The organism is Clostridium nigeriense (assembly GCF_900086595.1).
Lineage (GTDB): Bacteria > Bacillota > Clostridia > Clostridiales > Clostridiaceae > Clostridium > Clostridium nigeriense.
The window spans coordinates 2,332,797-2,358,206 of the sequence record NZ_LT575472.1 but is presented as its reverse complement, the minus strand read 5'-3'; the positions used below and the strand labels follow the sequence as shown (position 1 = coordinate 2,358,206).

Sequence of the window (25,410 nt, the reverse complement as noted above, 5' to 3'; positions counted from 1 at the left end):
CTTAAGATTTTAGTAATGCTTTGACTTTTAAAATTAAATTATGATAATATATGAAAATCATAATATTTACATTAGGAGTATAGAAATGGAGTTTTTAAAGAATTTTTTTAAAGGATTAGCAATAAGTATATCTCAAATAGTTCCTGGAGTTAGTGGTGGAACTATAGCCATGATTCTAGGAATTTATGATAAACTTTTACATGCAATTAATAATATTTTAAAAGACTTTAAGAATCAATATAAAATTTTATTACAAGTAGGTATTGGTGCAGTAGTAGGTATTTTTTTATTTAGCAATATAGTAAAAAACTTATTTGATAATTATCCTATTCCTATAGGTTATTTATTTATTGGAGTAATTTTAGGTGGAGCACCACTTATGTTTAAAAAGGCTACTGTAAAAGGATTTAATAAAAAGAGTATTCTTTATTTAATAGTAGGTATAATTGTTGTATTAATGATGGGAACACCTAATAATGATGCCTCATCAATAGTAACTTCATTAAGTTTTGTTAATTTTATATGGTTATTTATTGGAGGAATGGTAGTTGCTATAGCTCTTATTTTACCTGGCATAAGTGGATCATTTATGCTCTACATATTGGGGCTTTATAATACCGTAATAACAGCTGTTGTTCAATTTAATGTACCGATACTAATACCAATTGTTCTAGGTGGAATTTTCGGAACACTTTTAACTGCAAGAATAATTGAAATGTTATTAATTAAATATCCAGAGCAAACTTATATACTGATTTTTGGATTTATACTTGGTTCTGTATTTTCTGTATTTCCAGGAGTTGACGGAATAAAGAGTCTTATAGGAGTTTTGCTTGGAGTAATTGGTTTTGTATTTACATATTATATAAGTAGAAATGAATAAAATTAGATAGATTGATGATAAATTAGGTATTTATTTTTAGAAGTACCTATTAATTTAGTTATAATTTTAATATTAAAGTTATAACTAAATTAATAGGTACTTTTTTATTTAATAAAAATACTTAGAATCTTTTACTAATATTTAAATATCTATATTAATATATAAAGAGTTTAAGAGGTAAATTATGACTACTGGTCAAAAGTGTAAGAATCTTTATTATGATGAAAATTCACAAAACTTTTTAGTTGAATATAGTTCAGGATTTATAGAAGAAATGTCTAAAATTGATTATGCTTGTGGAGATATAATTACAGAAAGAATTGGTGTAATTTCAGTAGAATTTAATAATTTGGATAGATTAATAAATGAAGTAAAAAGTATTGTTTTTTTAGAACCTAGAAGTGTCTATGTTTTGCAAAGCGTATCACTAAATGATGTAGATGAAATATATTCAATTAAGCAAAATCCATATTTAAATTTAACTGGTAAGGGAGTATTAGTTGGGCTTGTAGATACTGGAATTGATTATCTTAACGAAGAATTCCTTAAAGAAGATGGAAAGACTAGAGTTTTAGAAATATGGGACCAAACAATTAAAGATAGCAAAAGCAATGAAGTATATATTGGAGAAGTATTTAAAGAGGAAGATATAAATAAAGCTATTAATTCATATAAAAATAATGGAGATCCCTATAGCATAGTCAAAAGTAAAGATACCAATGGGCATGGAACTCAAATGGCAAGTATTATAGGGGCACGTGGGTATAATAAAAATGTTAAAGGTATAGCACCAGATTGTGAATTTGTAGTAGTAAAACTTTCAGAATCAGCAAGCTTAAAAAGAATACTAAGAGAAAATAATCTTCAAGATAAAGTTTTATATAATTCCTCTGAAATATTAGCTGGTATAGATTTTCTTAAAAAATATGCTACGAAAACAGGTAAACCAATGATTATTTGTCTTGGAGTTGGCACTACAGAAGGAAGTCATGATGGAAATGGGCTTTTATCAAGGTACATTACAGATGTAGCTACTAATGTAGGAATTGTTTTTGTTGCAGGAACAGGAAATGAAGGAGCAGCAAATGGGCATACATCAGGGTATATTAGAAATTCAAATGATGTAAAAAGTATAGAATTAAAGGTATCAAAAATAATGAAATATTTATCTTTTTATATTTGGGTACACAGACCTAATACTGTATCAATCAATATAGTATCTCCAGAAGGAGAAGAGTCTAAATATGTACCAGCCAAAAAGAAGGGATCTGAAGAAATTAAGTTTGTTCTTAGTAATACAACATTAGAATTATATAATTTTATACCAGAATTTTTCACTGGTCATCAAGCTTTTGTTGTGGTATTAAGAAATATAGTTCCCGGAGTATGGCGGATTAATTTAAAAGGCGATTATATAGTAGATGGCCGATATGATATATGGCTTCCACCACAAGAGTTTTTGCCAGAAGGCACATTTTTTTTAGAACCAGATCCATATATAACACTAACAATTCCATCAACTGCAAGAAATGTATTAACTGTAGCATATTATAATAATGAAAAGAACTCTAGTATATCCGAATCAGGAAGGGGTTTTAATTTAAACAATTTAATAAATCCAGATGTAGTAACAGCTGGTATAAATATATTAACTACAAAACCACTGGGAGGAGAAAGTACTTTTTCAGGAAGTTCTGCCGCTACCGCAATAACTGTAGGAGCATGTTGTCTTTTATTACAATGGGGAATTATAGACAAAAATGATTTGAAAATGAACTCTATAAAGGTAAGAGCATATTTAATATATGGAGCAAAAAGGAGAAGAGAAATCTCTTATCCTAGTAAAGAGTTAGGTTATGGAATGCTTGATATTTTTGGAACCTTCAAATTTATTGGTGGAATATACGAAAATTATAGTAGAGGGGAAGTTATAGAAGAAAATATAAGGGAAAGTTTTTATGAGTACTATGTTGGAAAATTATTTGTAAGACTTCCCCAATATTTTAAAGGAGAAAATCATGGAAAATATTAATGTTAATAAGGTTTCTGATAAATATTTTATTGATAAAAATTATAGGCAATACATGGTATAAAGGTGATATAAAAAGTGAATTAGAAAGTATAGAAGGAATATACGTATATTTAATAGATAATAGATACGCTTTAGTATCTGCAATAAACACTATAGATTTAGATTTAATATATACAAAATTTAATAGTATTATAAATGTATTTTACCCAGAACTATTTACTTTGCAAGATATAAAATTAATGCCAGAATATAAAGAAAACATTATAAGAATAGAATCGCCTATAGAATTAAGTGGTGAAGGAACAGTTGTTACTATTATAGGAACGGGTATAGATTATTTATCAAATGTTTTTATTGATGAAAATGGAAAGAGTAGAATAGAGTTTATTTGGGATCAAACCATTCCTTCCAATGGGAAGAAGCAAGAAATTGAAGTACCATATGGTAGTGTATATACAAATGAAATGATAAATAATGATTTAGATTCATTTAAAAATGGTGGTAATCCATATGAAATAGTTCCAAGCAAAGATTTGGATGGACATGGAACAGGTTTAGCTGCAATAGTTGGAGGAGAGGATAAAAAAATAAATTTTACCGGAATAGCAAATAAGTGCAAATTCATTGTGATAAAGTTAAGAGAAGCAGAACAATTTAAAATAGAGTATGGAATAGATATTCCTATATATAATTTACCCACTGTATATATTGCTTTAAAATTTATATACGATTATAAATTAATATATAATAAACCTATAGTGGTTTTATTTCCTTTAGGAACTAATTCAGGGAATCATAAGGGGAATGGTGTGCTAGAGGAGTTTATTGAGTCCATTGCAATTAGCATTGGTATAGTTATAGTAAGTGGAACTGGAAACGAAGGAGCTAATGGGGGGCATGCATCAGGAATAATAAATGAAGTTGGTGGTAAAAAAGTAATTCAATTAGATGTAGATGAAAAACAAAAGTTTTTATCAGTAGAAATTTGGGTTGATTTACCTAATTTTATGACTTTAGAAGTCATATCTCCATCAGGTGAAAGTACTGGATTAATCCCTTCTTTAAAGAACTATTCTAGTATATATAAATATGTGTTAGAAGATACTAAAATAGAAATAATGTATTTTATTCCTGAAATTACATCAGGAGATGAGCTAATTAGAGTAGTATTTTATGATTTAATTCCAGGAATATGGCAATTTAGATTAACAGGTGATTTAATAATGGATGGTACCTTTGACGCATGGTTACCTCAAAAAGGTATAACTCTAGGAAACACTAGATTTAGCCCCTTTGATCCATATAACACTATTACAAATCCAGCAAATTCTAGATATTTAATTACAGTTGCAGCATATAATGAAAGAAACAATAACATAGTAAATTTTTCTGGTGTAGCAAGCTTAACAGACTATATAGACAGAGTTGATGTTGCAGCTGCAGGAGTTAATGTTTTAACTATAGCTCCCAATAATAAGATAGCAATTGTTAGTGGAACAGCTGTTTCAGCAGCTATAGTGGCAGGAGTTTGTGCCTTATTATTTGAATGGGGAATAGTTAAAGGAAATAATCCTTATCTTTTTGGACAGACATTAAAGTCTTATTTAGATAGAGGAACTTATGAAAGAAAAGGAGATATTTATCCTAATCCTCAATGGGGATATGGTATATTAGATATAGCAGCTATTTTTAGGAATATGATGTAAATATATGAATAAAAGAGGCATAAATTAATTTAACTAATCTTAAAAATATTTAACATAGATTTAATATAATTATAATAGTGAAATGATAATATTTATTTGAAAGCTATTTAACCATATATTTAGCTAACATACTTATCCTTTTAAAATGAAAAATCACTTTATTTAAAATAAGGTGATTTTTCATTTTAAGAAATATATAGGTTATTATATTAATTTGATTATTTGTAGTTATTTAAGAAGATTGTAATAAATTAGAAAAAACAATAAATAAGTATTTACAAATCATGGATAAAGTCATATACTAATAAAGTAGTAGAATATAAATTTAAGGAGGTAGAGGTATGTTTAATTTAATAATAAAAGAAATAAAATTTAATAAAGATAATATTTTATTAATAACTCTACCAATTAAGGAAGTTTATATTTTTTAAAGAAAATATAATTTTTGAATTAGTAACTATGAGTTATTATACTCATGGTTTTTTTTTGTGCTTTTTTATAGTAATAAAGTTATAACTTACGACCTTGGGAAACCAAGGTTGTTTTTATATAAAAATAAAATAAAGGAGGATACTGTATTATGAGTAATTTTAGAAAATCAAAAAACAAATTTAATGAAGTAAACTGGAGGAATAGAAATGGAAAAATTTTATATGTTAATTGGCGGAGAATTTAGCAATACAAAAAAAATTAGAATTAAAAATATGGAGTTTGAAAGATATTGTAAAGATGAAGGGGTAAACTCACTTCAAATAAAAAGAGATATTTATAATTTAAATTATAATAAAAGAAGAAATTTTTTGAATTTCATATTATCTTTAGTAAGGAATTAATTAAATTAATATGCAAAATATAAGGGTAGGTTTTCCTATCTTTATATTTTTATAAAATTTAAAAAAATTTAATAGAAATTTATTGTAAAGGAATATCAGTTTATTGACTATAAATAAAATAAGAGATATAATTGGTTAGAAGTCTAACAAAAGTGGTGAGAAAAATGAATGAAATTAAACATGTTGGAAGAAAAATAAATATACTATCACATAAGATAAAAAGAAGAATAGGAAAAGTTGGGCTAGAGTATGGAATTAGTACCATGCAAGCAAAAATTTTAGGATTTATACATAATAATTCTTCTAAAAAGGATATATTTCAAAAGACTATTGAAGAAGAATTTGATGTTAGACGTTCTTCTGTAACTAGTGTTCTTACATTAATGGAAAAAAATGAACTTATAAAAAGAGTAAGCGTATCTGAAGATGCAAGACTTAAAAAGATCATTATGACAGACAAAGGAATGGAGATTCATAAATTAGTTTATAAAGAAATAGAAAAAATTGAAGAACTTATAGAAGAAACATTATCAGAAGAAGAACTACAAAATTTTATAAATACTTTAGAAAAATTAACTAAAAAAATAAGTGATTAGTTTTTATTTAAATTTTTTGTTAGAAACCTAACAAAAAAATAATGATTAATTCTAAAAATATATACAAAAGGAGGAATAGTATGATAAAAAAATTAGCTAGCTATATTAGGGAGTATAAAAAAGATTCAATTTTAACTCCTGTATTTATAGCTTTTGAAGTAATACTAGAAGTTATTATTCCAGTTTTAATGGCTATGATAGTAGACAATGGTATAGAAAAAGGAAATATGAAGTATGTAACTATAGTTGGAATAGGCATGCTGATTATGGCATTCTTTTCTTTAACTTTTGGAGCTGCTGCAGGAAGAACAGGGGCAAAGGCATCGACAGGTTTTGCAAAGAATTTAAGAAGAGGAATGTTTAATAAAATACAAGATTATTCATTTTCCAATATAGATAAATTTTCAACAGCGGGATTAATAACAAGATTAACAACAGATGTTACAAATGTTCAAAATGCTTATCTTATGATTATTAGAAGTTTGGTAAGGGCACCATTTATGCTTATAGCAGCAATGTTTATGAGCTTTTATATTAATTCCAAAATGGCATTAATTTTTCTTTTCGCTACAATTTTTCTTTCAATTTCCCTTTACTTTGTTATTTCTAATGCTCATCCTATTTTTAAAAATGTATTTAGAAAGTACGATGATTTAAATGCCAGTGTTCAAGAAAATTTAACCGGAATTAGAGTGGTAAAGGCGTATGTTAGAGAAGAACATGAAACAGGAAAGTTTCATAAAGCTTCACAAAATTTATATGAAAAGTTTTTAAAAGCTGAAAAATTAATTGTATTAAACGCACCAATAATGCAATTTACAACTTATACAATTATTCTTTTATTTTCTTGGTTTGGAGCTAAAATGATAGTTTCTAATGAAATGACAACTGGAGAACTTATGAGTTTATTCACATACACAGGAAATATTTTAATGAGTCTTATGATGATATCGATGGTATTAGTTATGGTTACCATGGCTAAATCATCTGCTGAGAGAATAATAGAAGTTTTGGATGAGGAAAGTGATTTAAAAAATCCTGAAAATCCTATCTTTGAAGTAAAAGATGGTTCCATTGAATTTAATAATGTAGATTTTAGCTATAGTAATAATAAAGATAATTTAAATTTGGAGAATATTAATTTAAAAATAGAGTCTGGTGAAACTATAGGAATAATAGGGGGGACTGGAAGTGCAAAATCTACTTTTGTTCAACTAATTCCAAGACTTTATGATGTTACTTCTGGTAAAGTAAAAGTTGGTGGAATTGATGTTAGGGAGTATGATATAGAAGCATTAAGAAATGCTGTATCAATGGTTTTACAAAAAAACGTATTATTTTCAGGCACAATAAAAGAAAATTTAAGATGGGGTAATAAAGAAGCAACTGACGAAGAAATAATTGATGCATGTAATGCTGCACAAGCAAGTGAGTTTATTGAAAATTTACCTGATAAATATGATACTTATATAGAACAAGGTGGAACTAATGTTTCTGGTGGACAAAAGCAAAGACTTACTATTGCAAGAGCTTTGCTTAAAAAGCCTAAAATATTAATTCTTGATGATTCAACCAGTGCAGTAGATACAAAGACAGATGCCTTAATTAGAAAGTCATTTAAGGAGTCTATACCAAATGTAACAAAGATTATTATTGCACAAAGAATTTCTTCAGTTGAAGAAGCTGATAAAATTATAGTTCTAAATGATGGAAAAATTGATGGTTTTGGAACTCATGAAGAACTATTAAGTACTAATGAAATATATAAAGATGTGTACGAATGTCAAGTGAAAGGAGCTGATAAAAATGAGGCCTAGTATGGGACAAGGAAGAAAAGGTGGATCAGGAGCTCCGGGGAAAACACCTATAAGAGGAAGTAAAAATCCTATGAAGACATTAAAAAGGCTTTTAGGATATGTATTTAAGGAATATAAATTTAAATTCATATTAGTAATTTTATTAATTTTAGTTAGTTCTCTTGCAACAGTAGCAAGTACACTATTTTTAAAAACATTAATTGATGATTATATAACACCATTTTTAGGTCAATCAAACCCTAATTTTGCTCCTTTATTAAAGGTTATAGGAATTATGGCTATTATATATTATGTAGGTACATTATCGACTTATTTGTATAATAGAACAATGATTTTTGTTTCTCAAGGAACCTTAAAAAAGATTAGAAATGATATGTTTGAGCACATGGAAAAATTACCTATAGGTTATTTTGATACTCACCCTCATGGGGAAATAATGAGTCTTTATACAAACGATACAGATACATTAAGACAAATGATAAGCCAAAGCTTACCACAACTTATTTCATCAGTAATTACTATAATAAGTGTGTTTGCTTCTATGATAATATTAAGTATTCCTTTAACATTAGTTACTATATTTATGATGTTTGTAATGTTTAAAACAATAAAAACTATTGGTGGAAAAAGTGCTATGTACTTTGGCAAACAACAAAGAGATTTAGGTAAGCTTAATGGTTATATTGAAGAGATGATGGAAGGACAAAAAGTAGTAAAAGTCTTTTGTCATGAAGAAGAAAGTAAAATTAATTTTAATAAATTAAATGAAGCATTATGTGATAGTGCTGATAAAGCTAATACCTTCGCTAATATTTTAATGCCTATTATGGGAAACTTAGGATATATAAATTATGTTTTAACAGCTATAGTTGGCGGAGTTTTTGCAATAGGAGGAGTAGGAGGCTTCACAATTGGTTCATTAGCATCCTTCTTACAATTAACAAGAACATTAAATCAGCCTATTGGGCAAATGTCACAACAATTTAATGCTGTTATAATGGCACTTGCAGGAGCAGAAAGAATATTTGAAATGCTAGATGAAAAGCAAGAAGTAGATGAAGGATATGTCACATTAGTTAATGCCAAAATAGATAAAGATGGAAACATTGAAGAAGTTAATGATCGTACAGGATTATGGGCTTGGAAGCATCCCCATAGTGATGGAAGCATAACTTACACTAGAATGCTTGGAGATATGGTATTTGATGATGTTGATTTTGGATATAATGAAAAGAAAACTATACTTCATAATATAACACTTTTTGCAAAACCAGGGCAAAAAGTGGCCTTTGTAGGCGCAACAGGAGCCGGAAAAACAACTATAACTAATTTAATTAATAGGTTCTATGATATTCAAGATGGTAAAATTAGATATGATGGAATCAATATTAATAAAATTAAAAAAGATGATTTAAGAAGATCTCTTGGTATAGTTCTACAAGATACTCATTTATTTACTGGAACAATATCAGATAATATTAGATATGGTAAGTTAGATGCTACTGAAGAAGAAGTATATGAAGCAGCAAAACTTGCTAATGCAGATATGTTTATTAAACATCTACCTAATGGTTATGATACTATGATAACAGGAGATGGAGCTAATTTATCTCAAGGACAAAGACAACTTATAGCAATAGCAAGGGCAGCAATAGCTAATCCACCTGTATTAATACTAGATGAAGCTACTTCAAGTATAGATACTAGAACTGAAGCAATAGTACAGGAAGGTATGGATAAGTTAATGGAAGGTAGAACCGTATTTGTAATTGCGCATAGACTTTCTACTGTTAAGAATTCAGACGTAATAATGGTTTTAGAACAAGGAAGAATAATAGAACGTGGAAATCATGAAGATTTAATTGAGAAAAAAGGAAAGTATTATCAGTTATATACAGGTGCCTTTGAGTTAGAATAATATAATATTTTTGTACACCTAATTAATTTTTAATAAAAGTTAATTAGGTGTATTTTTATGATTTATTATTAAATTTGTTACTATTAAAAAGAAAAAATATGGTAAATACATTATAATTAATAGTGAAGTATTTGTTAATCTTATTATATTTTATAAGTTATTATTATATATTAGAGGAGGGTGTTTTATGTATTTTAATGAATTAGCACGGAAATGGGATACAGATATTAGAATAGAACGTGGAAAATTATTAGCTAAAAGTATTTATAAGAATATTGAGTTAAAAAAAGATATAACAGCATTAGAAATAGGCTGTGGAACAGGCCTTATAACTATGGAACTAAGAGAGATATTAAAAGAAATATACTGTACAGATATTTCTAAAGAAATGCTTAAAGTATTAAAAGAAAAAATAGAGAAATATAAAGCAGATAATATACATTTAATAAATAATGAGGCAGTATACAAAGAAGAATTTTATAAATATTTTGACTTAATATATAGTTCAATGGTTTTTCACCATATTGAAGATATTGAAAAGGAATTATGTAAAATATATAAAATTCTAAAAAGGAATGGAATTTTAATTATTATAGATTTAGATGAAGATGATGGTAGTTTTCATAAGGATGAAGAAGAATTTAGAGGATATAACGGATTTAATAGAGAAACATTAAAAATCATATTAGAAAAACAAAGATTTAAAAAAATTAAATTTGAAACTGTTTTTAGAGGAGAAAAGAAGACAAAGGATAAACTTATACAATATTCTTTATTTTTGTGTATAGCAAAAATATAAACATAACAAAATAATTAGCTTTTAATTAAAATACTCGTAAATAAGTATAAATTTAAAATAAAATTAAAAGCAATTAATATCCATAAATTTTAATAAATATCTGAAGAGGTTATATTATATAGCCTCTTCAGATATTTATTTTTAGTTTTAAGATTTTTTTTTACTTTTAATATCTTGTATTAGGTTCAAAACAAAAAAAATTATTAATGTGAAAATTGAAAATATGAGAACAAAAAATATTTCTAAAATATTCTTTAAAATGGATATTTCCTTATAAGAGTTAATTAACATTGTGATAATATAAAGTACAATTGACATTAATATAAAGCTTATTATATAACTAATAATTATTTTGAATTTAGCAATATACATATCTTTTTTAGTTAAAGGGATAATATCATATTTTCTTAAAATAAAAATTTTTTCACCTTGTTCTTTAATAAAAAATAATTTATTGTTTAGGTAAGCTGTTAGTATTATTATACCAAAAAGTAGTATGGGATTTATCAAAGGAAGGGGGATGGAATCAAGACCTTTTCCAAAAATAACTTTATGGGTGCTAACATTAGATTGAAGAACGATAAAATATAAAAATAATAATAATCCTAATAATAATTTTTGATAATAAAATTTTATTCTATTTTTTTCATTTTTAAAAAAATCCATTTATTCATCTCCTTTTAGAGTAAATCGCTAATAGTAAATTTTTTATTTAATGAGCTTTCTATCTTTTGGCTTTTAAAATCATCTTCTAAAGCTTCTTTCGTATCATTTATTTTAATATTACCATTTTCAATTACAATAATATAATCTGCTATCTTATCTAGATCACTAGTTATATGTGTGGACATAAGAATTCCTATATCTTCATTTATAATATCTTGAAGTATATTTAAGAAGTCTCTTCTAAAAACAGGATCAAAACCAGCTGTAGGTTCATCTAAAAGAAGAAATTTAGGCTTATGTGCCATTGCAAAGCTAACTTGAAATTTCATTTTCATACCTTTAGAAAATTGATATAATGGTTGACCTTTAGGAATATTCATTTTATCTAGCCAAATATAGTAATTTTCCATACTCCAATTATTATAATAACAACCAAGTAATAAACCATTTTCATAAGCAGTTTTATCTAAAAAGAATGAAAGTTCTTCTGAAACTAAACCTATCTCTTGTTTTGCTTTTACAGTATTATTTTTAACATCTATTCCATCAATAAAAATATTTCCTTCAAAATCAGCATCTAAACCAGCTATAATATTTATAAGTGTAGTTTTTCCAGCGCCATTTACTCCAATAAGGCCAGTAAGATATCCAGATTTTATTGATAAAGAAATTGCATTTAATGAAAAATCTTTATATATTTTTTTGACATTTTCACATTTTATAATTTTTCTCATTTTGAAACACTCCCTTCGTATAATGTTATTAATATTTCTTGCATATCAGTAAGCTCAAGACCTAGATTTTTTCCTTCAATAATTAAATTTTCAAAATCAATTTCAAAGTTTCTGAGTTGTTCTTCTCTAAGTTTTTCTCTATTAGGTTCTTTTACATAAAACCCCTTACCAGGAACAGAATAAATAAGACCTTCTTTTTCAAGTTCATCGTAAGCACGTTTTGTAGTAATAACACTTATTTGAAGATCTCTAGCAAGTGAACGAATAGAAGGTAACATATCTTTAGGTAAAATTTCTTCATTTATAATTGAATTTTTTATAGATTTTATTATTTGTTCATATATTGATAAATTGCTTTCAGAATCTAGAATAATATTCATTAATGAGCCTCTTTCTTATCAGGTATTTGTCTATATATGTTTTCAAATGAAATAGACTTTTTTAAAATAGGTAATGTACATTTTAGTGTTATATATGAGTTAATAACAAATACAATAATCCATATCAGAACTGTATAAAAATTTAATTTAATATCAAATGCGTAGAGAGTATAAAATAAAACAAATTCTAAAATTAATAAACAAGGCCAGTAATAATTAACTACTATTTCTTCTTTAGAATAAATTAAATATCCTTCTGAATCTTTTTCTCTTGCGCCTTCTTCTCCTATACCAATTTTCAAATTTATATCTAATATAATAAAGAGCCATAATAATATTTGAATAATATTTAATAAATAGCTATTATTACTAAAAAATTTACCTACAATTAAAAATGATAATGAAAAAATAAATATAAAACTAAATACTATTTTTATTAATAGTTGTAATAAAAGAAAATTAATTTTATCCCTTTCTCCAGCAGCACAAACAAATATTGCTTTACTAAATCTTAAAGGTATTTTATTAAATATACCTAATAAAATATATGCAGCAAAACCATTAATAATAGGGAGTATTTGCTTTATAATACTTTCATTTCTTATAAAATTTGAAATTCCTTCATTTCTTAGATTAGGATCATTTGTAAGAGAATAAGTTAAGGTTATAGTATAATTACTTAGAAATATAAATAATATTAAATTTAATATTATAGTTATCCATGATTTTTTCAAATTTATAAGTAAATCATTTAAAACTATTTTAAACATTAGGATACCCTCCTTTTTCTAGATAATATATTATATCTTCAATAACTGGCATTTTTACTTCCAAGCCTGAGTAATTATCAGAAAAAATTTTTTCAATAAAAGCGCAATTATGATAATCTCCATATTCTCTATAAATAATATGAGAGCAATTAAGGTTTTCAATTTGTTCTTTTGTTCCCTTAACAATTAGATATTTTTCTAAGAGTTCTTCTTTATTTAATGAAAAAAATATTTCTCCATTATTAATAAGTACAATATAATCTCCTATTTTATCAAGATCCTCTGTAATATGAGTAGAAAAAAGAATACTTCTTGTTCCATCTTCAACAATCTCTTGCATGCAGCTAATTAAATCTTTTCTAAAATTAGGATTTAATCCAGCAGAAGGCTCATCCATTATAAAGAGTTTTGCATCATGAGATAAAGCAAAGGCTAACTGAAATCTAGTTTTTAAACCAGTGGAAAGTTTTCCAAGCTTTTTTTTAAGAGGAACATCAAAGCGTTCACAAAATTTGTAAAATAATTTTAAGTCAAAATTACTATAAAGATTTCCAAATAATTTAGCATTTTTAAGTACTGTAATTGAATCTTCAAACATGTTTTCATCAAGAACAAATCCAATTAAATTTTTTGCTTCTTTTTCATTAGTTTCCATAGAAATACCATTGATTTTTATAGAGCCACTATCTTTTTTATATAAATTAAGAATAGTTTTAATAAGTGTAGTTTTACCAGAACCATTTACCCCTATTAACCCCATAATATAACCTGGATTTAAATTAATACTTATAGATTTAAGATGGATATTTTCAAGTTTTTTTTCTAAGTTATTGACTTCTAATAAGTATGTCATAATTGTTACTCCTCTCATACAGTGTATATACTGTTTATATTTATATATACAGTATGTAAATAATAAAAATTAATGTCAATATGAAATTGGATTCAAATTTATAATTTGGTATAATATAGAAAAATGAATGTATAGTAGATAATTTATTAGAGAAAGGAGGATAATAATGAAAAATATAAATAATGATTTATTTAATCAATATATAATTTTGAAGAAATACTTAAATGAAGAAGAAAAAATAGAAATAGAAAAATTAGAAGATATATGTAAAAAATATGATGAGGTTATTTTAAAGCTAGAATTAGATTATAAAAATAAGCTAGAAAAGGATTATAAAAATAATATAAATGAGATAAATGAGTTTTTATATTATTCAAATAAAGAGTTAATTGGATATGCAAGTATTTCATGCTTTAATGGTAATGTTGCAGAGATAAATGGTATGGTTCATCCAGAGTTTAGGAGAAATGGAATTTTTACAAAAGTGATTGATTTAGTTTTAAATGAGTGTAAAAAAAGAAGTTTTAGTGAAATATTATTACTATGTGATGATAAATCAGATTCAGGTAGAAATTTTATAGAATATTTTAATGGAAAGTATTCTTTTTCTGAATGTAGAATGAATTGTAAAGAGTTAAATTTTAATAGTGTAGATGAAAGGATTAAATTTAAAAAGGCTAATAATAAAGACATCAATAAAATAAATGAACTTAACAGGCTATTTTTTGGAGAAGGTTGTAACGAAAAAATCCTACCGGAAGATGAAGAGAGAAATGGTGCTATAACATATTTAATATGTCTAAGTGATGAAGTTATTGGTAAAATAAAAGTTACTAAAGAGTTTAATGGAGCGTATATTAGTGGCTTTGGAATACTTCCTAAGTATAGGGGAATGGGATATGGAAAAAGATCAATAATTAAAGTGTTAAAGAAGTTAAACGAAGAAAAAATAACAAATATTACATTAGATGTGGAAATAAAAAATAAAAATGCGTTAAATTTATACAAGTCATGTGGTTTCAAAGAAGAATCAATAATTAATTATTATAGAATATATATTTAAATATTCATATTATTAGAAAAATTAGTATTCTTGTGGTATAATAGAATTAATAGCATGTAGTTCCTAGGGATTTTAGCTGTAGGGACTACTTTTTTCATTGTCTATTACACAAGGAGGAAAATTATGTTTAAGGTAAATGATTATGTTGTATATGGTTCAAATGGTGTATGTAAGGTCCAGGATATAGAAAAAATATCTTTAAGACGTGAGGAGCATGAATATTATATTTTATCACCTGTTTATAATAGTAAAATGACTATTAAGATTCCAGTTAATAATAAAAAATTGTCATTAAGAAAGCTTATGACTAAGGATGAGGTTATGGATCTTATAGAAGGAATTAGTAGGAATGAAACTGTTGAAGTTGAGGATGCAAGAAAGAAAATTCAAGAATACAAATCTATAATTAAGAGTGGAAATGCTGAAGAAATCATCAAGGTAATAAATTCTATAAAATTAGAAGAGAATGAAAAAGCTTCTTTAGGTAAAAAGCTTAATAAAACAGATGAAGATATTATGGTTGTTGCTAAGAAGCAACTATATGAAGAATTTGCAATAGTTTTAAAAATTAATGTGGATGAAGTAGGAGATTATATTAAAAATAATATTTAATATGTATTAAAATTAATGGATAAAACAGTTCTTTTTAACTTTAATAGTTTATCTTATTTCTTAAAATGACTGGAACACAATTGTTGTGTAACAGCCATTTTAATTCAATACATCTATTCTCATAATATTTTTATATCTAGGTGACTACTATATATATTCATAAACAAAAGATTTATAAAAATAACAAAAAGGTATAGTAAGTTTACTATACCTTTAAAGTTTTTTATTATAAATAAGTTTATAGTTTTATGTACTTTATAATTGAAAATTGCTAAATAGGTAAATAAAAGTATCTTTTAATATAATAAAAGAAAAGGTTTCAAATATAAATATTATTATAAATTCAAATAAGATTATTGGATAATTATAAAAATTGATAAATCCTTTAAAAAATACTAAACAATATTCGATAATATAATTTACACAAATGATTAATAGAAGAAAGGATGAAAAAAATGAAGTTTTTTATTGATTTAAAAATAAAAAATAAACTTATAGTTATATTTACAATAATATGTATTTTTATTTTATCAATTGGTGCAGAAGGAATAATAGGAGCAAATATTATAAATAAGAACTCCAATGAAATTTATTCTAATAATATAGTTTCAATTAGAAATTTACAAAGTTTAAAAGCTAATTTGTACTATGATTATGTTAATATGGTAAAAATGACATATGAGGGAGATAAATCTAAGATAAAGGATGAAATGGAAATTATAAATAATATAGTTTCTAAAAATGAGAAATTAATAAAAGAATATGAGGATTTAAATAAAAATCAAGAAGAAGAGAAGTTATTTTCTGATTTTAAAAATGACCTATACAAATATAGAGAATTAAAAGCTAAGTCTATGGAATTTTTAAAAAGTGAGAAATATGATGAAGCTTTAGAAGTATATAATTCAGAAATAACCCCTATACTAACTTCTATGTTTGACAAATTAGAAAAGTCTATTTCAATAAATGATAATCTAGCTAATGAAAGTAATATAGAAAATTCTAAAATATTTAGAGGAATTTCTATAATGACACTTATTTCAACTATTTTAATATTTGGAATTATAATTTTTATAGCGTATGTTTTAAGTAAAAATATTATAAATCCACTTAATAAAATTGGGGAACTAGCTAAAAGATTATCTGAGTATGATTTTTCAATACCTATAACTATCACTAGAAAAGATGAATTTGGAGATATTGGAATAGCATTAAATACTGCGCAAGATAATGTAAATAATTTAGTTAGAATAATTATGGAAAACTCAGAGGATATTAGTGCTTCTTCAGAAGAACTTTCAGCAACTGCACAGGAATTACTTTCGAAAACTGAAACCATAGATGAAGCAGTAAATAACATTTCTTTAGAAATGCAAGAATCTAGTGCTACATCAGAACAAATAAGTGCATCTGTACAAGAAGTAGATGCAAGTATAAATGTATTATCTTCAACAGCTTTAGATGGAAGTAATAATGCTAATAGTTCAAAGGAAAGAGCGTTAGAAGTTAAAAATAATAGTGAAAAAGCAATAGCGGAAATGGTAAAGATTTATGATGAAAAGAAAAGTAAAATGCAGAAGGCTATTGAGGAGAGCGAAGTAGTCCAAACTATAAAAGTAATGGCGGATACAATAAGTGGAATAGCGGAGCAAACAAATTTACTTGCTTTAAATGCAGCCATAGAAGCAGCTAGAGCTGGAGAACAAGGGAAGGGATTTGCTGTAGTTGCAGAAGAAGTAAGAAAACTAGCAGAAGAATCTAAATCATCAGCACTAATAATACAAGAAACTATTTTAAAAGTACAAAATGCATTTAAAAGTAGCATAGAAACAGGAAATGATATATTAGAATTTATAAATAAAAATGTATATGAACAATTTAAAGCTTATAAGGAAGCTGGTAATCAATATTATGATGATTCAGATATAGTTAGTAAAATGTCAGATGAAATTGCCTCTATGTCAGAAGAGGTTACAGCTACTGTTGGACAAGTTAGCGAAGCAGTTCAAAATATGGCAGAAGCATCACAAAAAACAAGTGAAGGATCCTTTATAATAAAAGAAAGTATGGATGAAACTACAAAAGCAATAGAGCAAGTAGCATTGACTGCACAAAGTCAAGCAGAATTAGCACAAAGACTTAACGAAATGATACAAAAGTTTAAGGTTTAATTTAAATGGATATCTAAATATTAGAGAAGTAAATCTAATATTTAGATATCCTTAATTTTTACAATAAAGAATTTAGTTAAAATATTTTATTAAAAAATAGAGGAGTTGAATATAATTTTGTATCGTTATATCTTAAATAAAATACTCGTAAATGATAATAAAAATAAACAAAAAACAAAAATATTTACAAAAATAAATATTATATATAAAATGTAAATTATAAAATAAACAAAGGAAAAATATATAGGAGTTAACACATGAGTCTTAATTTAATAGCAGTAATAAGTATTATATTAATAGCGATAATTTTAATTAGAAAAAGATGTTATAGCAAAGAAGTTAATTTAGGAGAACAAGAAGTAAGTAATGTATTAAATAAAATAAAAGGATATAAACTTTTAAATGACATAATGGTAAAAGGAAATAATGGTACAAGTCAAATTGATCATATATTAATAGGTAAAAAAGGTATATTTGTTATTGAAACAAAGGATTATAAAGGATCAATTTATGGCGATGAGTATTCAAGGGAATGGACTCAAATTATAAATATGAAAAAGAATAAATTTTACAATCCAATAAGACAAAATTATGGACATATTAAGTCTTTAGAAAAGCATATAAAAAGAAATGATGTCTTTATATCTTTAATAGTTTTTACTAATAAATCAAAGTTAAAAAAAGTTAAAACTAATACACCGGTTATTCAATTAAAAAAATTAAAGAGGTTTATAAGAAAATATAAATCAGATATTAAATTATCAAAAGTAGAAATAGAAGATATATATAATTTAATTAAAAAATCTAATATTAATAGTGCTAGAGCAAGGAAAAAACATGTGAAAAGAATAATTAAAAATATTTCATTATAATTATCTAAAATTATAATAGGTGTATACAAAATATACACCTATTATAAAATAAAAATATCATATTCTTATGCTAACTTCACCAGAAGATAAAAGTCTAATGCTTCCATCCTCCATTTTAACTCTAAGTCGACATTCATCATCAATCTCAATGACATTAGCTTTTTCTAAAGAATTTTTAGAAAAAATATTTATATCTTTTCCTATTAATAATGATCTTGATTTGTAGGAAGCAATAAATGATTTATTTTCAATAGTTTCATAATATAGCCAAAATCTATTCAATACTTCAGCTATAAGTCTACTTCTTATATCAACTGATATTGATGGATCGTAATCTAAGATACTAGTAGCAATATCTTGAATTTCTTCTGTAAAACCTTCTTTAGGTGGTTTTACATTTATTCCGATGCCTAAAATAGCATAATCAACCATACCACTTTCAAAGTCAATAGATGCCTCTGTTAAAATTCCAGATACTTTTTTATTATCACAATATATATCATTAACCCATTTTATTTTAGCTTCTTTATTAGAAACTGATTCTATAGCTTCTGAAACAGCAACAGCAGCAGCCGTAGTTATAAGAAATGAATTTGATGCATGGATTTTTGGTCTTAACAAAATAGTCATATAAATGCCTGTCTCTTTAGGCGAATAAAACTTTCTGTTAAATCTACCACGACCATTAGTTTGTTCTTCAGCTATAATTACTGTACCTTCCTTTTCGCCTTTAATTGCAAGTTCTTTAGCTAAATCATTAGTTGAAGTTATACTTTTGTAAACATTAATATTAAAGTTTACTAAGTCATTTTTTAAATACTTATCAATACTTTGAGGAGATAATATATCAGTATCAATAGAGAGACAATATCCTTTATTATTTACTGCTAATATATTATACCCTTCATCTTGTAATAGCTTTATTGCCTTCCAAACTGCATTTCTACTTACAGAAAGCTTTTTTGCAATTTCAGCACCGGAAATAAAATCTCCTTTATTATTTTCAAGTACACTTAAAGTTTTATCTTTTACACTCATGTTATCTCCTACTATAATATATTCTTATTATAAAATATATTATAACATAAATAATGTCAACTTAAATTAAAATATAGTTGACTATTCCGTGGTAAGGAAGTATCATTTATAATATGTCACACATAAAAAAGATTTTGAAAAATCATTAGTAAATTTATATTTATAAAAAGGGGGGATTAGTATGAAAATAAAAGAATTAACTAAAATGTCAATTTGTATTGCAATAATTTGTATATCAGCATATATTGCTTTTCCATTGCCTTTTAGTCCAGTAATGGTAACAGCTCAAACAATTGCAATTAATTTAGTAGCATTAGTTCTTACACCAAAACAATCTTTTTTAGTTGTAATCCTATATATTTTTCTTGGGGTTTTTGGATTACCTGTTTTTTCTGGTGGGACAAGTGGACTAGGTAAATTGTTTGGGCCAACAGGAGGATTTATATTAGGGTTTTTAATTATTACACCACTAATTAGTTACTTAAAAGGTAAAAATAATAGTTTTAAAAGATATTTATTTATCACTATATTTATTGGGATGATTGTTCTATATATAATTGGATCAATATTTATGAGTATAGTTCAAAATGTAAGCATAATTTCAGCATTATCATTGGCAGTTTTTCCTTTCATAGTAGGAGATATCTTCAAGTGTTTTTTAAGTTCTTTTATAGCTGTAAAGTTAAATAAAGTTTTAAAAGATTAGTATTTTATTATATAGATATATATTTATATGTTTTTTGATATTGAGTAGTAAAGCTACTCTTTTTTTTTGAAATATTGTAACAGATAAATATCATTAACATATAATATAGATATATATCAATATATTTAGTATAAAAATCTTTAGAAATACATATTATATTGACAGTATATAGATAATAATCTATATTTATGGTATATAGGTAACAATCTATATAAAGGAGGTTTATATGGAAAATGTATATGAACAAAATTCTAAAATACTAAAGGCACTTAGCGATCCTAACAGATTAAAAATTATAGATATTCTTTCTTGTGGCGAAAGATGTGCTTGTAATATATTAGAATTTTTTGATTTTACTCAGCCTACATTATCGCATCATATGAAAGTCCTTATGGAATGTGGATTAGTTGAAAGTAGAAAAGAAGGGACATGGAATCACTATAGGCTAAAAATTGATAATGCAAATAAGTTAGTTTTATTTTTAATGGGTACAATTACTAAAACGGATGATTGTATTTGCAAATTTAGTCAATATATATGTAAGAAATAAAAATGAAACAGAAGCAATAATGTAACATTTAATACTACAAATAAGATATTAAAAGCTAAAGCAAGTAATGAAATTAAGTTTATAAATAAGGAGAAAAAAGATGAGTAAACCAAAAGTAGCATTTATTTGTGTTCACAATTCTTGTAGATCACAAATGGCAGAAGCATTAGGAAAAATATATGGAAGTGAAGTATTTGAAAGTTTTTCTGCTGGAACAGAAACAAAGCCACAAATTAATCAAGATGCAGTAAGAATAATAAAAGAACTATATAATGTAGATATGAATAAAACTCAAAAATCTAAGCTACTTACTGATATCCCAGAAGTTGATATTGTTATAAAGATGGGATGTAATGTAGTTTGTCCAGTAGTTTTAGCAAAGCATATTGAAGATTGGGGATTAGAAGATCCAACAGGAAAATCTGATGTGGAATTTATTAAAGTAGCAAAAACAATTGAGGATAAAATAAAAGATTTGGTAGAGAGAATTAAAGAAAATAAAATTTTATAGGAGAATATTATGGAGGATAATAAAAAGAAAGGAATAGGCTTTTTCGAAAGGTATTTAACTATTTGGGTATTTATATGTATTGTAATTGGAGTTGCTATAGGCAAGTTTATACCTATAATTCCAGAAACTTTAAGCAAATTTGAATATTATAATGTTTCTGTACCTACAGCAATTTTAATTTGGATAATGATAATACCAATGATGTTAAAAATAGATTTTTTAAGTATTATAAATGCGAGTAAAAAACCAAAAGGCTTAGCAGTTACATGTGTAACTAATTGGCTTATAAAACCATTTACTATGTATTTAATAGCAGCATTTTTCTTCTTTGTCGTATTTAAAAGTCTTTTGCCAATAGAATTAGCAAAAGAATACTTAGCCGGAGCAGTTCTTTTAGGGGCAGCACCTTGTACAGCAATGGTATTTGTATGGAGTCATTTAACCAAAGGTGATGCAGCATATACATTAGTTCAAGTTGCTGTAAATGATTTAATTATTTTAGTTGCATTTGCACCAATTGTAGCATTTTTATTAGGTATAGGTAATATAAAAATACCTTTAGAAACACTAATTCTTTCGACAATACTATTTGTTGTAATTCCGCTTTTAATAGGTTTTTTAATAAGAAACATTGTAATTAAGCAAAAAGGTTTAGCATATTTTGAAGATATATTCTTAAAGAAGTTTGATTCAGTTACTATTATAGGATTATTATTAACACTTATAATGATTTTCTCTTTCCAAGGAGATAAAATATTAGAAAACCCAGTACACATAATATTAATAGCAATTCCTTTAGTAATACAAACATTTATGATTTTTGCAATAGCATATTTATGGGCAAAGTTTTGGAAACTACCTCATTCAATAGCATCACCGGCAGGAATGATAGGTGCTAGTAATTTCTTTGAATTAGCAGTTGCAGTTTCTATATCATTATTTGGTTTGCAATCAGGTGCTACCTTGGCGACTGTGGTGGGTGTTCTAGTAGAAGTACCAGTTATGCTAACTTTAGTTAAAATATCAAATAGGACAAGGAAGTATTTTAAATAATAATAAGTGAAAGATATAGAGAAATCTATATCTTTTTCTATATAAATAGTTGTATATTGAAATTCACTTATACTAAAATTATTTTATGAATTATATTGAAGAATATTATATCAAGAAATAAAACCGTATAAAACATGAAAATGGAGGAATGCTTATGAGATATTTTATTAAAGTAATGACAGAAGAGAACTGGGAAGAGGTCTCTAGAATTTATAAAGAAGGAATAGATACAAAAATTGCTACATTTCAAAACAAATTACCAACATGGGAAGAATGGAACAAAGGACATTTAGAGTATTGCAGATTTATTATAACCGATGGAGAAGCTGTTATTGGATGGGTAGCATTGAGTCCTACTTCTAGTAGATGTGTGTATAAAGGCGTTGCAGAATTAAGTATTTATATTTCAAAAAATTTTAAGGGAAAAGGACTTGGAACAATTTTATTAAATAAAGTTATTGAAGAATCTGAAAGATATGGTATATGGACTTTGCAATCAAGTATAATTAATGAGAATTTTGGTAGTATTAAATTGCATGAAAAATGCGGCTTTAGAAAAGTTGGAATTAGAGAAAAAATTGCTAAAATGGACAATGGTAGCTGGAAGGATGTTACTCTTATGGAGCGTAGAAGTAGTAAGGTTGGTTTACAATATAATTAATTTCATTTTTGTATGTTTTTATGAAAATAACTTAATTTGTTTAGAAAAAAACAATAAATTGAAGATAATAAGACTTAATTTAAAATTTGTATAGAATTAGGTCGAAAATATTAACTTTTTTTGAACAAATTGATGTAGACATTAAAAGTTTATGAGATTATAATAAGTTGAAGTAATTTTATGGCAATTAAACGAAGGAGATAATCAAAAATGAACAAAAAAATTACTGTAGCATCTTTACTTGTGGCATTAGGAATAGTTTATGGAGATATTGGTACTTCACCTCTCTATGTTATGAAATCAATGCTAGGAGTAAATAATGGTTATGTGTCTAAAGAATTAATATTAGGAGGGGTATCTTTAGTTTTTTGGACATTAACTCTACAAACAACTATAAAATATGTAATGATAACATTAGAAGCAGATAATAAGGGGGAAGGAGGAATATTTTCTCTATATACCTTAGTAAGAAAAAATGCTAAGTGGCTAATTATTCCTGCTGTCGTAGGAGGTGCATCTTTACTTGCAGACGGAATGATAACACCTCCAGTAACTGTAACATCTGCTATTGAAGGATTGACTTTAGTTTTTCCTATAGAAACAAAAGGAATAATTATAATTGTAATTAGTATATTAACAGTATTATTTTTACTTCAAAGGTTTGGAACAGATGTAATCGGAAAAATGTTTGGACCAATGATGGTAATATGGTTTTTAATGCTATTTGTACTTGGATTTACTCAAGTACTACAATATCCTGGAATAATAAAAGCCTTAAATCCTTATTATGGTATCCATTTGTTATTTACAAGTCCTAGAAGCGTGTATATATTAGGAGCTGTATTTTTATGTACGACTGGTGCTGAAGCTTTATATTCAGACTTAGGACATTGCGGAAAAAGAAATATACACTATACTTGGATATTTGTTAAAATATGTTTAGTAGTTAATTATTTAGGACAAGGAGCCTGGTTGTTATTAAGAGAAGGAAAAATAATTGAAGCAAATCCATTTTTCTTGATTATGCCAAATTGGTTCGTAGTTACAGGAACAATAGTTGCAACTATAGCAGCAATTATTGCTAGCCAAGCTTTAATTACAGGTTCATTTACTCTTGTATCTGAAGCAATAAAGTTGAATATGTTCCCAAAACTTCAAGTTAGATATCCAAATGATGATAAAGGAAAGATTTATATACCAGCAGTTAACTACTTACTATATATTGGTTGTGTATTGTTAGTTCTAAAATTTAAAAAATCTGAGAACATGGAAGCTGCATATGGTTTAGCAATAACAATAACTATGTTAATGACAACTATACTATTAAATCAATATTTAAGACATAATAAAAAGAAAAAGCTTATGTCAATAATTGTGCTTATAACATTTATAATTATTGAAGGAAGCTTTCTATATGCTAACTTGTTTAAATTTATACATGGTGGCTATGTAACTATTATAATTTCTGGAGCTCTTATTTTCTTAATGTATATATGGATATATGGTACAAAAATAAGAAAAAGATTTAGTGAATATGCTAGTATATTGGATTTTACAAATCATTTAAAATCATTAAAAGAAGATGAGGAACTTCCTTTATATGCAACTAACCTTGTATATTTAACTGAATCACAAAATTATAAGGAAATAGAAAGCAAGATTATTTACTCAATTTTTAATAAGCAACCGAAAAGAGCAAAATTCTATTGGTTTATAAATGTTAAGGTAACTGATGAACCTTATACAACAGAGTATAGTGTAAAAACAATAGTACCTAATGAAGCTTTTAGTGTTCAATTTAAACTTGGTTTTAGAGTTGATCAAAAAATAAATGTATTTTTGCATCAAATAATACAAGAGCTAGTAAGAAGTGGTGAAATAAAATATACGCCTAAAGACTATATGATTGGACATAACGGAAAATGTGTAGTTGGAGATTTTAAATTTGTATTATTAGAAGAAACACTTTCAAATGAAAGTGAACTATCTAGGTGGGACAACTTTATAACTAGCACTAAACTTTTAATTAAAAAAGTAACAGTATCTCCTGCAAAATGGTTCGGAATAGATACAAGTGTTGTTAAGATAGAGAAAGTCCCAATAATTATAGGTAATAAAGAAACAATAGTATTAACAAGGATAGATTAAATAGAACAATAGGACTACGAATATTATTTTGTAGTCCT

Annotated in this window: 24 protein-coding genes; 18 read left to right on the top strand and 6 right to left on the bottom strand. The window is 25.9% G+C overall.

The window, feature by feature from the left end:
- The first annotated feature begins 85 nt into the window (after positions 1-85).
- The 8 genes from BN6774_RS11180 (at position 86) to BN6774_RS11145 (ending at position 10,584) form a co-directional block, all read left to right on the top strand.
- Positions 86-883 carry a DUF368 domain-containing protein gene (locus BN6774_RS11180; RefSeq protein WP_066893634.1) on the top strand — a complete coding sequence of 266 codons (798 nt, stop codon included), beginning with the start codon at positions 86-88 and terminating at the stop codon, positions 881-883.
- Positions 884-1,067: 184 nt separating this feature from the next.
- The gene (locus tag BN6774_RS11175) at positions 1,068-2,915 is read left to right on the top strand and encodes a S8 family peptidase (RefSeq protein ID WP_066893632.1); all 1,848 of its coding nucleotides are present in this window, start codon (positions 1,068-1,070) and stop codon (positions 2,913-2,915) included.
- 29 nt (positions 2,916-2,944) lie between these two features.
- Positions 2,945-4,621, top strand: coding sequence for a S8 family peptidase (locus BN6774_RS11170; protein ID WP_159426832.1), 1,677 nt, complete (start codon positions 2,945-2,947; stop codon positions 4,619-4,621).
- Between the two features lie 638 nt (positions 4,622-5,259).
- Positions 5,260-5,454: a hypothetical protein gene (locus BN6774_RS11165; protein WP_066893627.1), complete on the top strand. Its 195-nt coding sequence runs from the start codon at positions 5,260-5,262 to the stop codon at positions 5,452-5,454.
- Between the two features lie 164 nt (positions 5,455-5,618).
- Positions 5,619-6,050 (top strand): MarR family winged helix-turn-helix transcriptional regulator, encoded by a 432-nt coding sequence (locus tag BN6774_RS11160; RefSeq protein ID WP_066893625.1) that lies wholly within the window; start codon positions 5,619-5,621, stop codon positions 6,048-6,050.
- A gap of 80 nt (positions 6,051-6,130) precedes the next feature.
- On the top strand, positions 6,131-7,867 hold the full coding sequence (locus tag BN6774_RS11155; RefSeq protein WP_066893623.1) for an ABC transporter ATP-binding protein: 1,737 nt from the start codon (positions 6,131-6,133) through the stop codon (positions 7,865-7,867).
- 1 nt (position 7,868) lies between these two features.
- Positions 7,869-9,785, top strand: coding sequence for an ABC transporter ATP-binding protein (locus tag BN6774_RS11150; RefSeq protein WP_235829610.1), 1,917 nt, complete (start codon positions 7,869-7,871; stop codon positions 9,783-9,785).
- Between the two features lie 187 nt (positions 9,786-9,972).
- The gene (locus tag BN6774_RS11145; RefSeq protein ID WP_066893615.1) at positions 9,973-10,584 is read left to right on the top strand and encodes a class I SAM-dependent DNA methyltransferase; all 612 of its coding nucleotides are present in this window, start codon (positions 9,973-9,975) and stop codon (positions 10,582-10,584) included.
- 147 nt (positions 10,585-10,731) lie between these two features.
- Here BN6774_RS11145 and BN6774_RS11140 read toward each other — a convergent pair whose 3' ends face one another.
- Genes BN6774_RS11140 through BN6774_RS11120 form a run of 5 tightly spaced genes read right to left on the bottom strand, consistent with a single transcriptional unit; the run spans position 10,732 to position 13,987 of the window.
- Positions 10,732-11,250 (bottom strand): hypothetical protein, encoded by a 519-nt coding sequence (locus BN6774_RS11140; RefSeq protein ID WP_066893613.1) that lies wholly within the window; start codon positions 11,248-11,250, stop codon positions 10,732-10,734.
- Positions 11,251-11,264: 14 nt separating this feature from the next.
- Positions 11,265-11,984, bottom strand: coding sequence for an ABC transporter ATP-binding protein (locus tag BN6774_RS11135; RefSeq protein WP_066893611.1), 720 nt, complete (start codon positions 11,982-11,984; stop codon positions 11,265-11,267).
- Complete coding sequence (locus tag BN6774_RS11130; protein ID WP_066893608.1) at positions 11,981-12,364, bottom strand: GntR family transcriptional regulator; 384 nt, start codon at positions 12,362-12,364, stop codon at positions 11,981-11,983. Before BN6774_RS11130 ends, BN6774_RS11135 begins: the two co-directional genes overlap by 4 nt.
- The gene (locus BN6774_RS11125; RefSeq protein WP_066893607.1) at positions 12,364-13,134 is read right to left on the bottom strand and encodes a hypothetical protein; all 771 of its coding nucleotides are present in this window, start codon (positions 13,132-13,134) and stop codon (positions 12,364-12,366) included. Before BN6774_RS11125 ends, BN6774_RS11130 begins: the two co-directional genes overlap by 1 nt.
- Positions 13,127-13,987 carry an ABC transporter ATP-binding protein gene (locus BN6774_RS11120; RefSeq protein ID WP_066893606.1) on the bottom strand — a complete coding sequence of 287 codons (861 nt, stop codon included), beginning with the start codon at positions 13,985-13,987 and terminating at the stop codon, positions 13,127-13,129. Before BN6774_RS11120 ends, BN6774_RS11125 begins: the two co-directional genes overlap by 8 nt.
- 166 nt (positions 13,988-14,153) lie before the next feature.
- Between BN6774_RS11120 and BN6774_RS11115 the strand changes: the two genes are divergently transcribed.
- From BN6774_RS11115 to BN6774_RS11100, 4 genes are all read left to right on the top strand, one after another.
- Positions 14,154-15,050 carry a GNAT family N-acetyltransferase gene (locus tag BN6774_RS11115; protein WP_066893604.1) on the top strand — a complete coding sequence of 299 codons (897 nt, stop codon included), beginning with the start codon at positions 14,154-14,156 and terminating at the stop codon, positions 15,048-15,050.
- Positions 15,051-15,173: 123 nt separating this feature from the next.
- Complete coding sequence (locus BN6774_RS11110; protein ID WP_066893603.1) at positions 15,174-15,662, top strand: CarD family transcriptional regulator; 489 nt, start codon at positions 15,174-15,176, stop codon at positions 15,660-15,662.
- A 455-nt stretch (positions 15,663-16,117) separates the two neighbouring features.
- Complete coding sequence (locus BN6774_RS11105) at positions 16,118-17,833, top strand: methyl-accepting chemotaxis protein (RefSeq protein ID WP_066893601.1); 1,716 nt, start codon at positions 16,118-16,120, stop codon at positions 17,831-17,833.
- A gap of 257 nt (positions 17,834-18,090) precedes the next feature.
- Positions 18,091-18,705 (top strand): nuclease-related domain-containing protein, encoded by a 615-nt coding sequence (locus BN6774_RS11100; protein ID WP_066893599.1) that lies wholly within the window; start codon positions 18,091-18,093, stop codon positions 18,703-18,705.
- A gap of 57 nt (positions 18,706-18,762) precedes the next feature.
- On the opposite strand, the gene BN6774_RS11095 is transcribed toward BN6774_RS11100, so the two are convergent.
- Positions 18,763-19,743, bottom strand: a complete 981-nt coding sequence (locus BN6774_RS11095; RefSeq protein WP_066893593.1) for a biotin--[acetyl-CoA-carboxylase] ligase — start codon at positions 19,741-19,743, stop codon at positions 18,763-18,765.
- Positions 19,744-19,924: 181 nt separating this feature from the next.
- Here BN6774_RS11095 and BN6774_RS11090 point away from each other — a divergent pair, with 181 nt between their 5' ends.
- The 6 genes from BN6774_RS11090 to BN6774_RS11065 all read left to right on the top strand — a co-directional run bounded on the left by BN6774_RS11090 (position 19,925) and on the right by BN6774_RS11065 (position 25,372).
- Complete coding sequence (locus BN6774_RS11090) at positions 19,925-20,449, top strand: biotin transporter BioY (RefSeq protein ID WP_066893591.1); 525 nt, start codon at positions 19,925-19,927, stop codon at positions 20,447-20,449.
- A gap of 226 nt (positions 20,450-20,675) precedes the next feature.
- On the top strand, positions 20,676-20,999 hold the full coding sequence (locus tag BN6774_RS11085; protein WP_066893589.1) for an ArsR/SmtB family transcription factor: 324 nt from the start codon (positions 20,676-20,678) through the stop codon (positions 20,997-20,999).
- Positions 21,000-21,099: 100 nt separating this feature from the next.
- Positions 21,100-21,510, top strand: coding sequence for an arsenate reductase ArsC (locus BN6774_RS11080; protein ID WP_066893587.1), 411 nt, complete (start codon positions 21,100-21,102; stop codon positions 21,508-21,510).
- Between the two features lie 9 nt (positions 21,511-21,519).
- Positions 21,520-22,563 (top strand): ACR3 family arsenite efflux transporter, encoded by a 1,044-nt coding sequence (arsB, locus tag BN6774_RS11075; RefSeq protein WP_066893585.1) that lies wholly within the window; start codon positions 21,520-21,522, stop codon positions 22,561-22,563.
- Between the two features lie 154 nt (positions 22,564-22,717).
- The gene (locus BN6774_RS11070; RefSeq protein WP_066893583.1) at positions 22,718-23,224 is read left to right on the top strand and encodes a GNAT family N-acetyltransferase; all 507 of its coding nucleotides are present in this window, start codon (positions 22,718-22,720) and stop codon (positions 23,222-23,224) included.
- A 210-nt stretch (positions 23,225-23,434) separates the two neighbouring features.
- On the top strand, positions 23,435-25,372 hold the full coding sequence (locus BN6774_RS11065; RefSeq protein ID WP_066893580.1) for a KUP/HAK/KT family potassium transporter: 1,938 nt from the start codon (positions 23,435-23,437) through the stop codon (positions 25,370-25,372).
- The last annotated feature ends 38 nt before the right edge of the window (positions 25,373-25,410 follow it).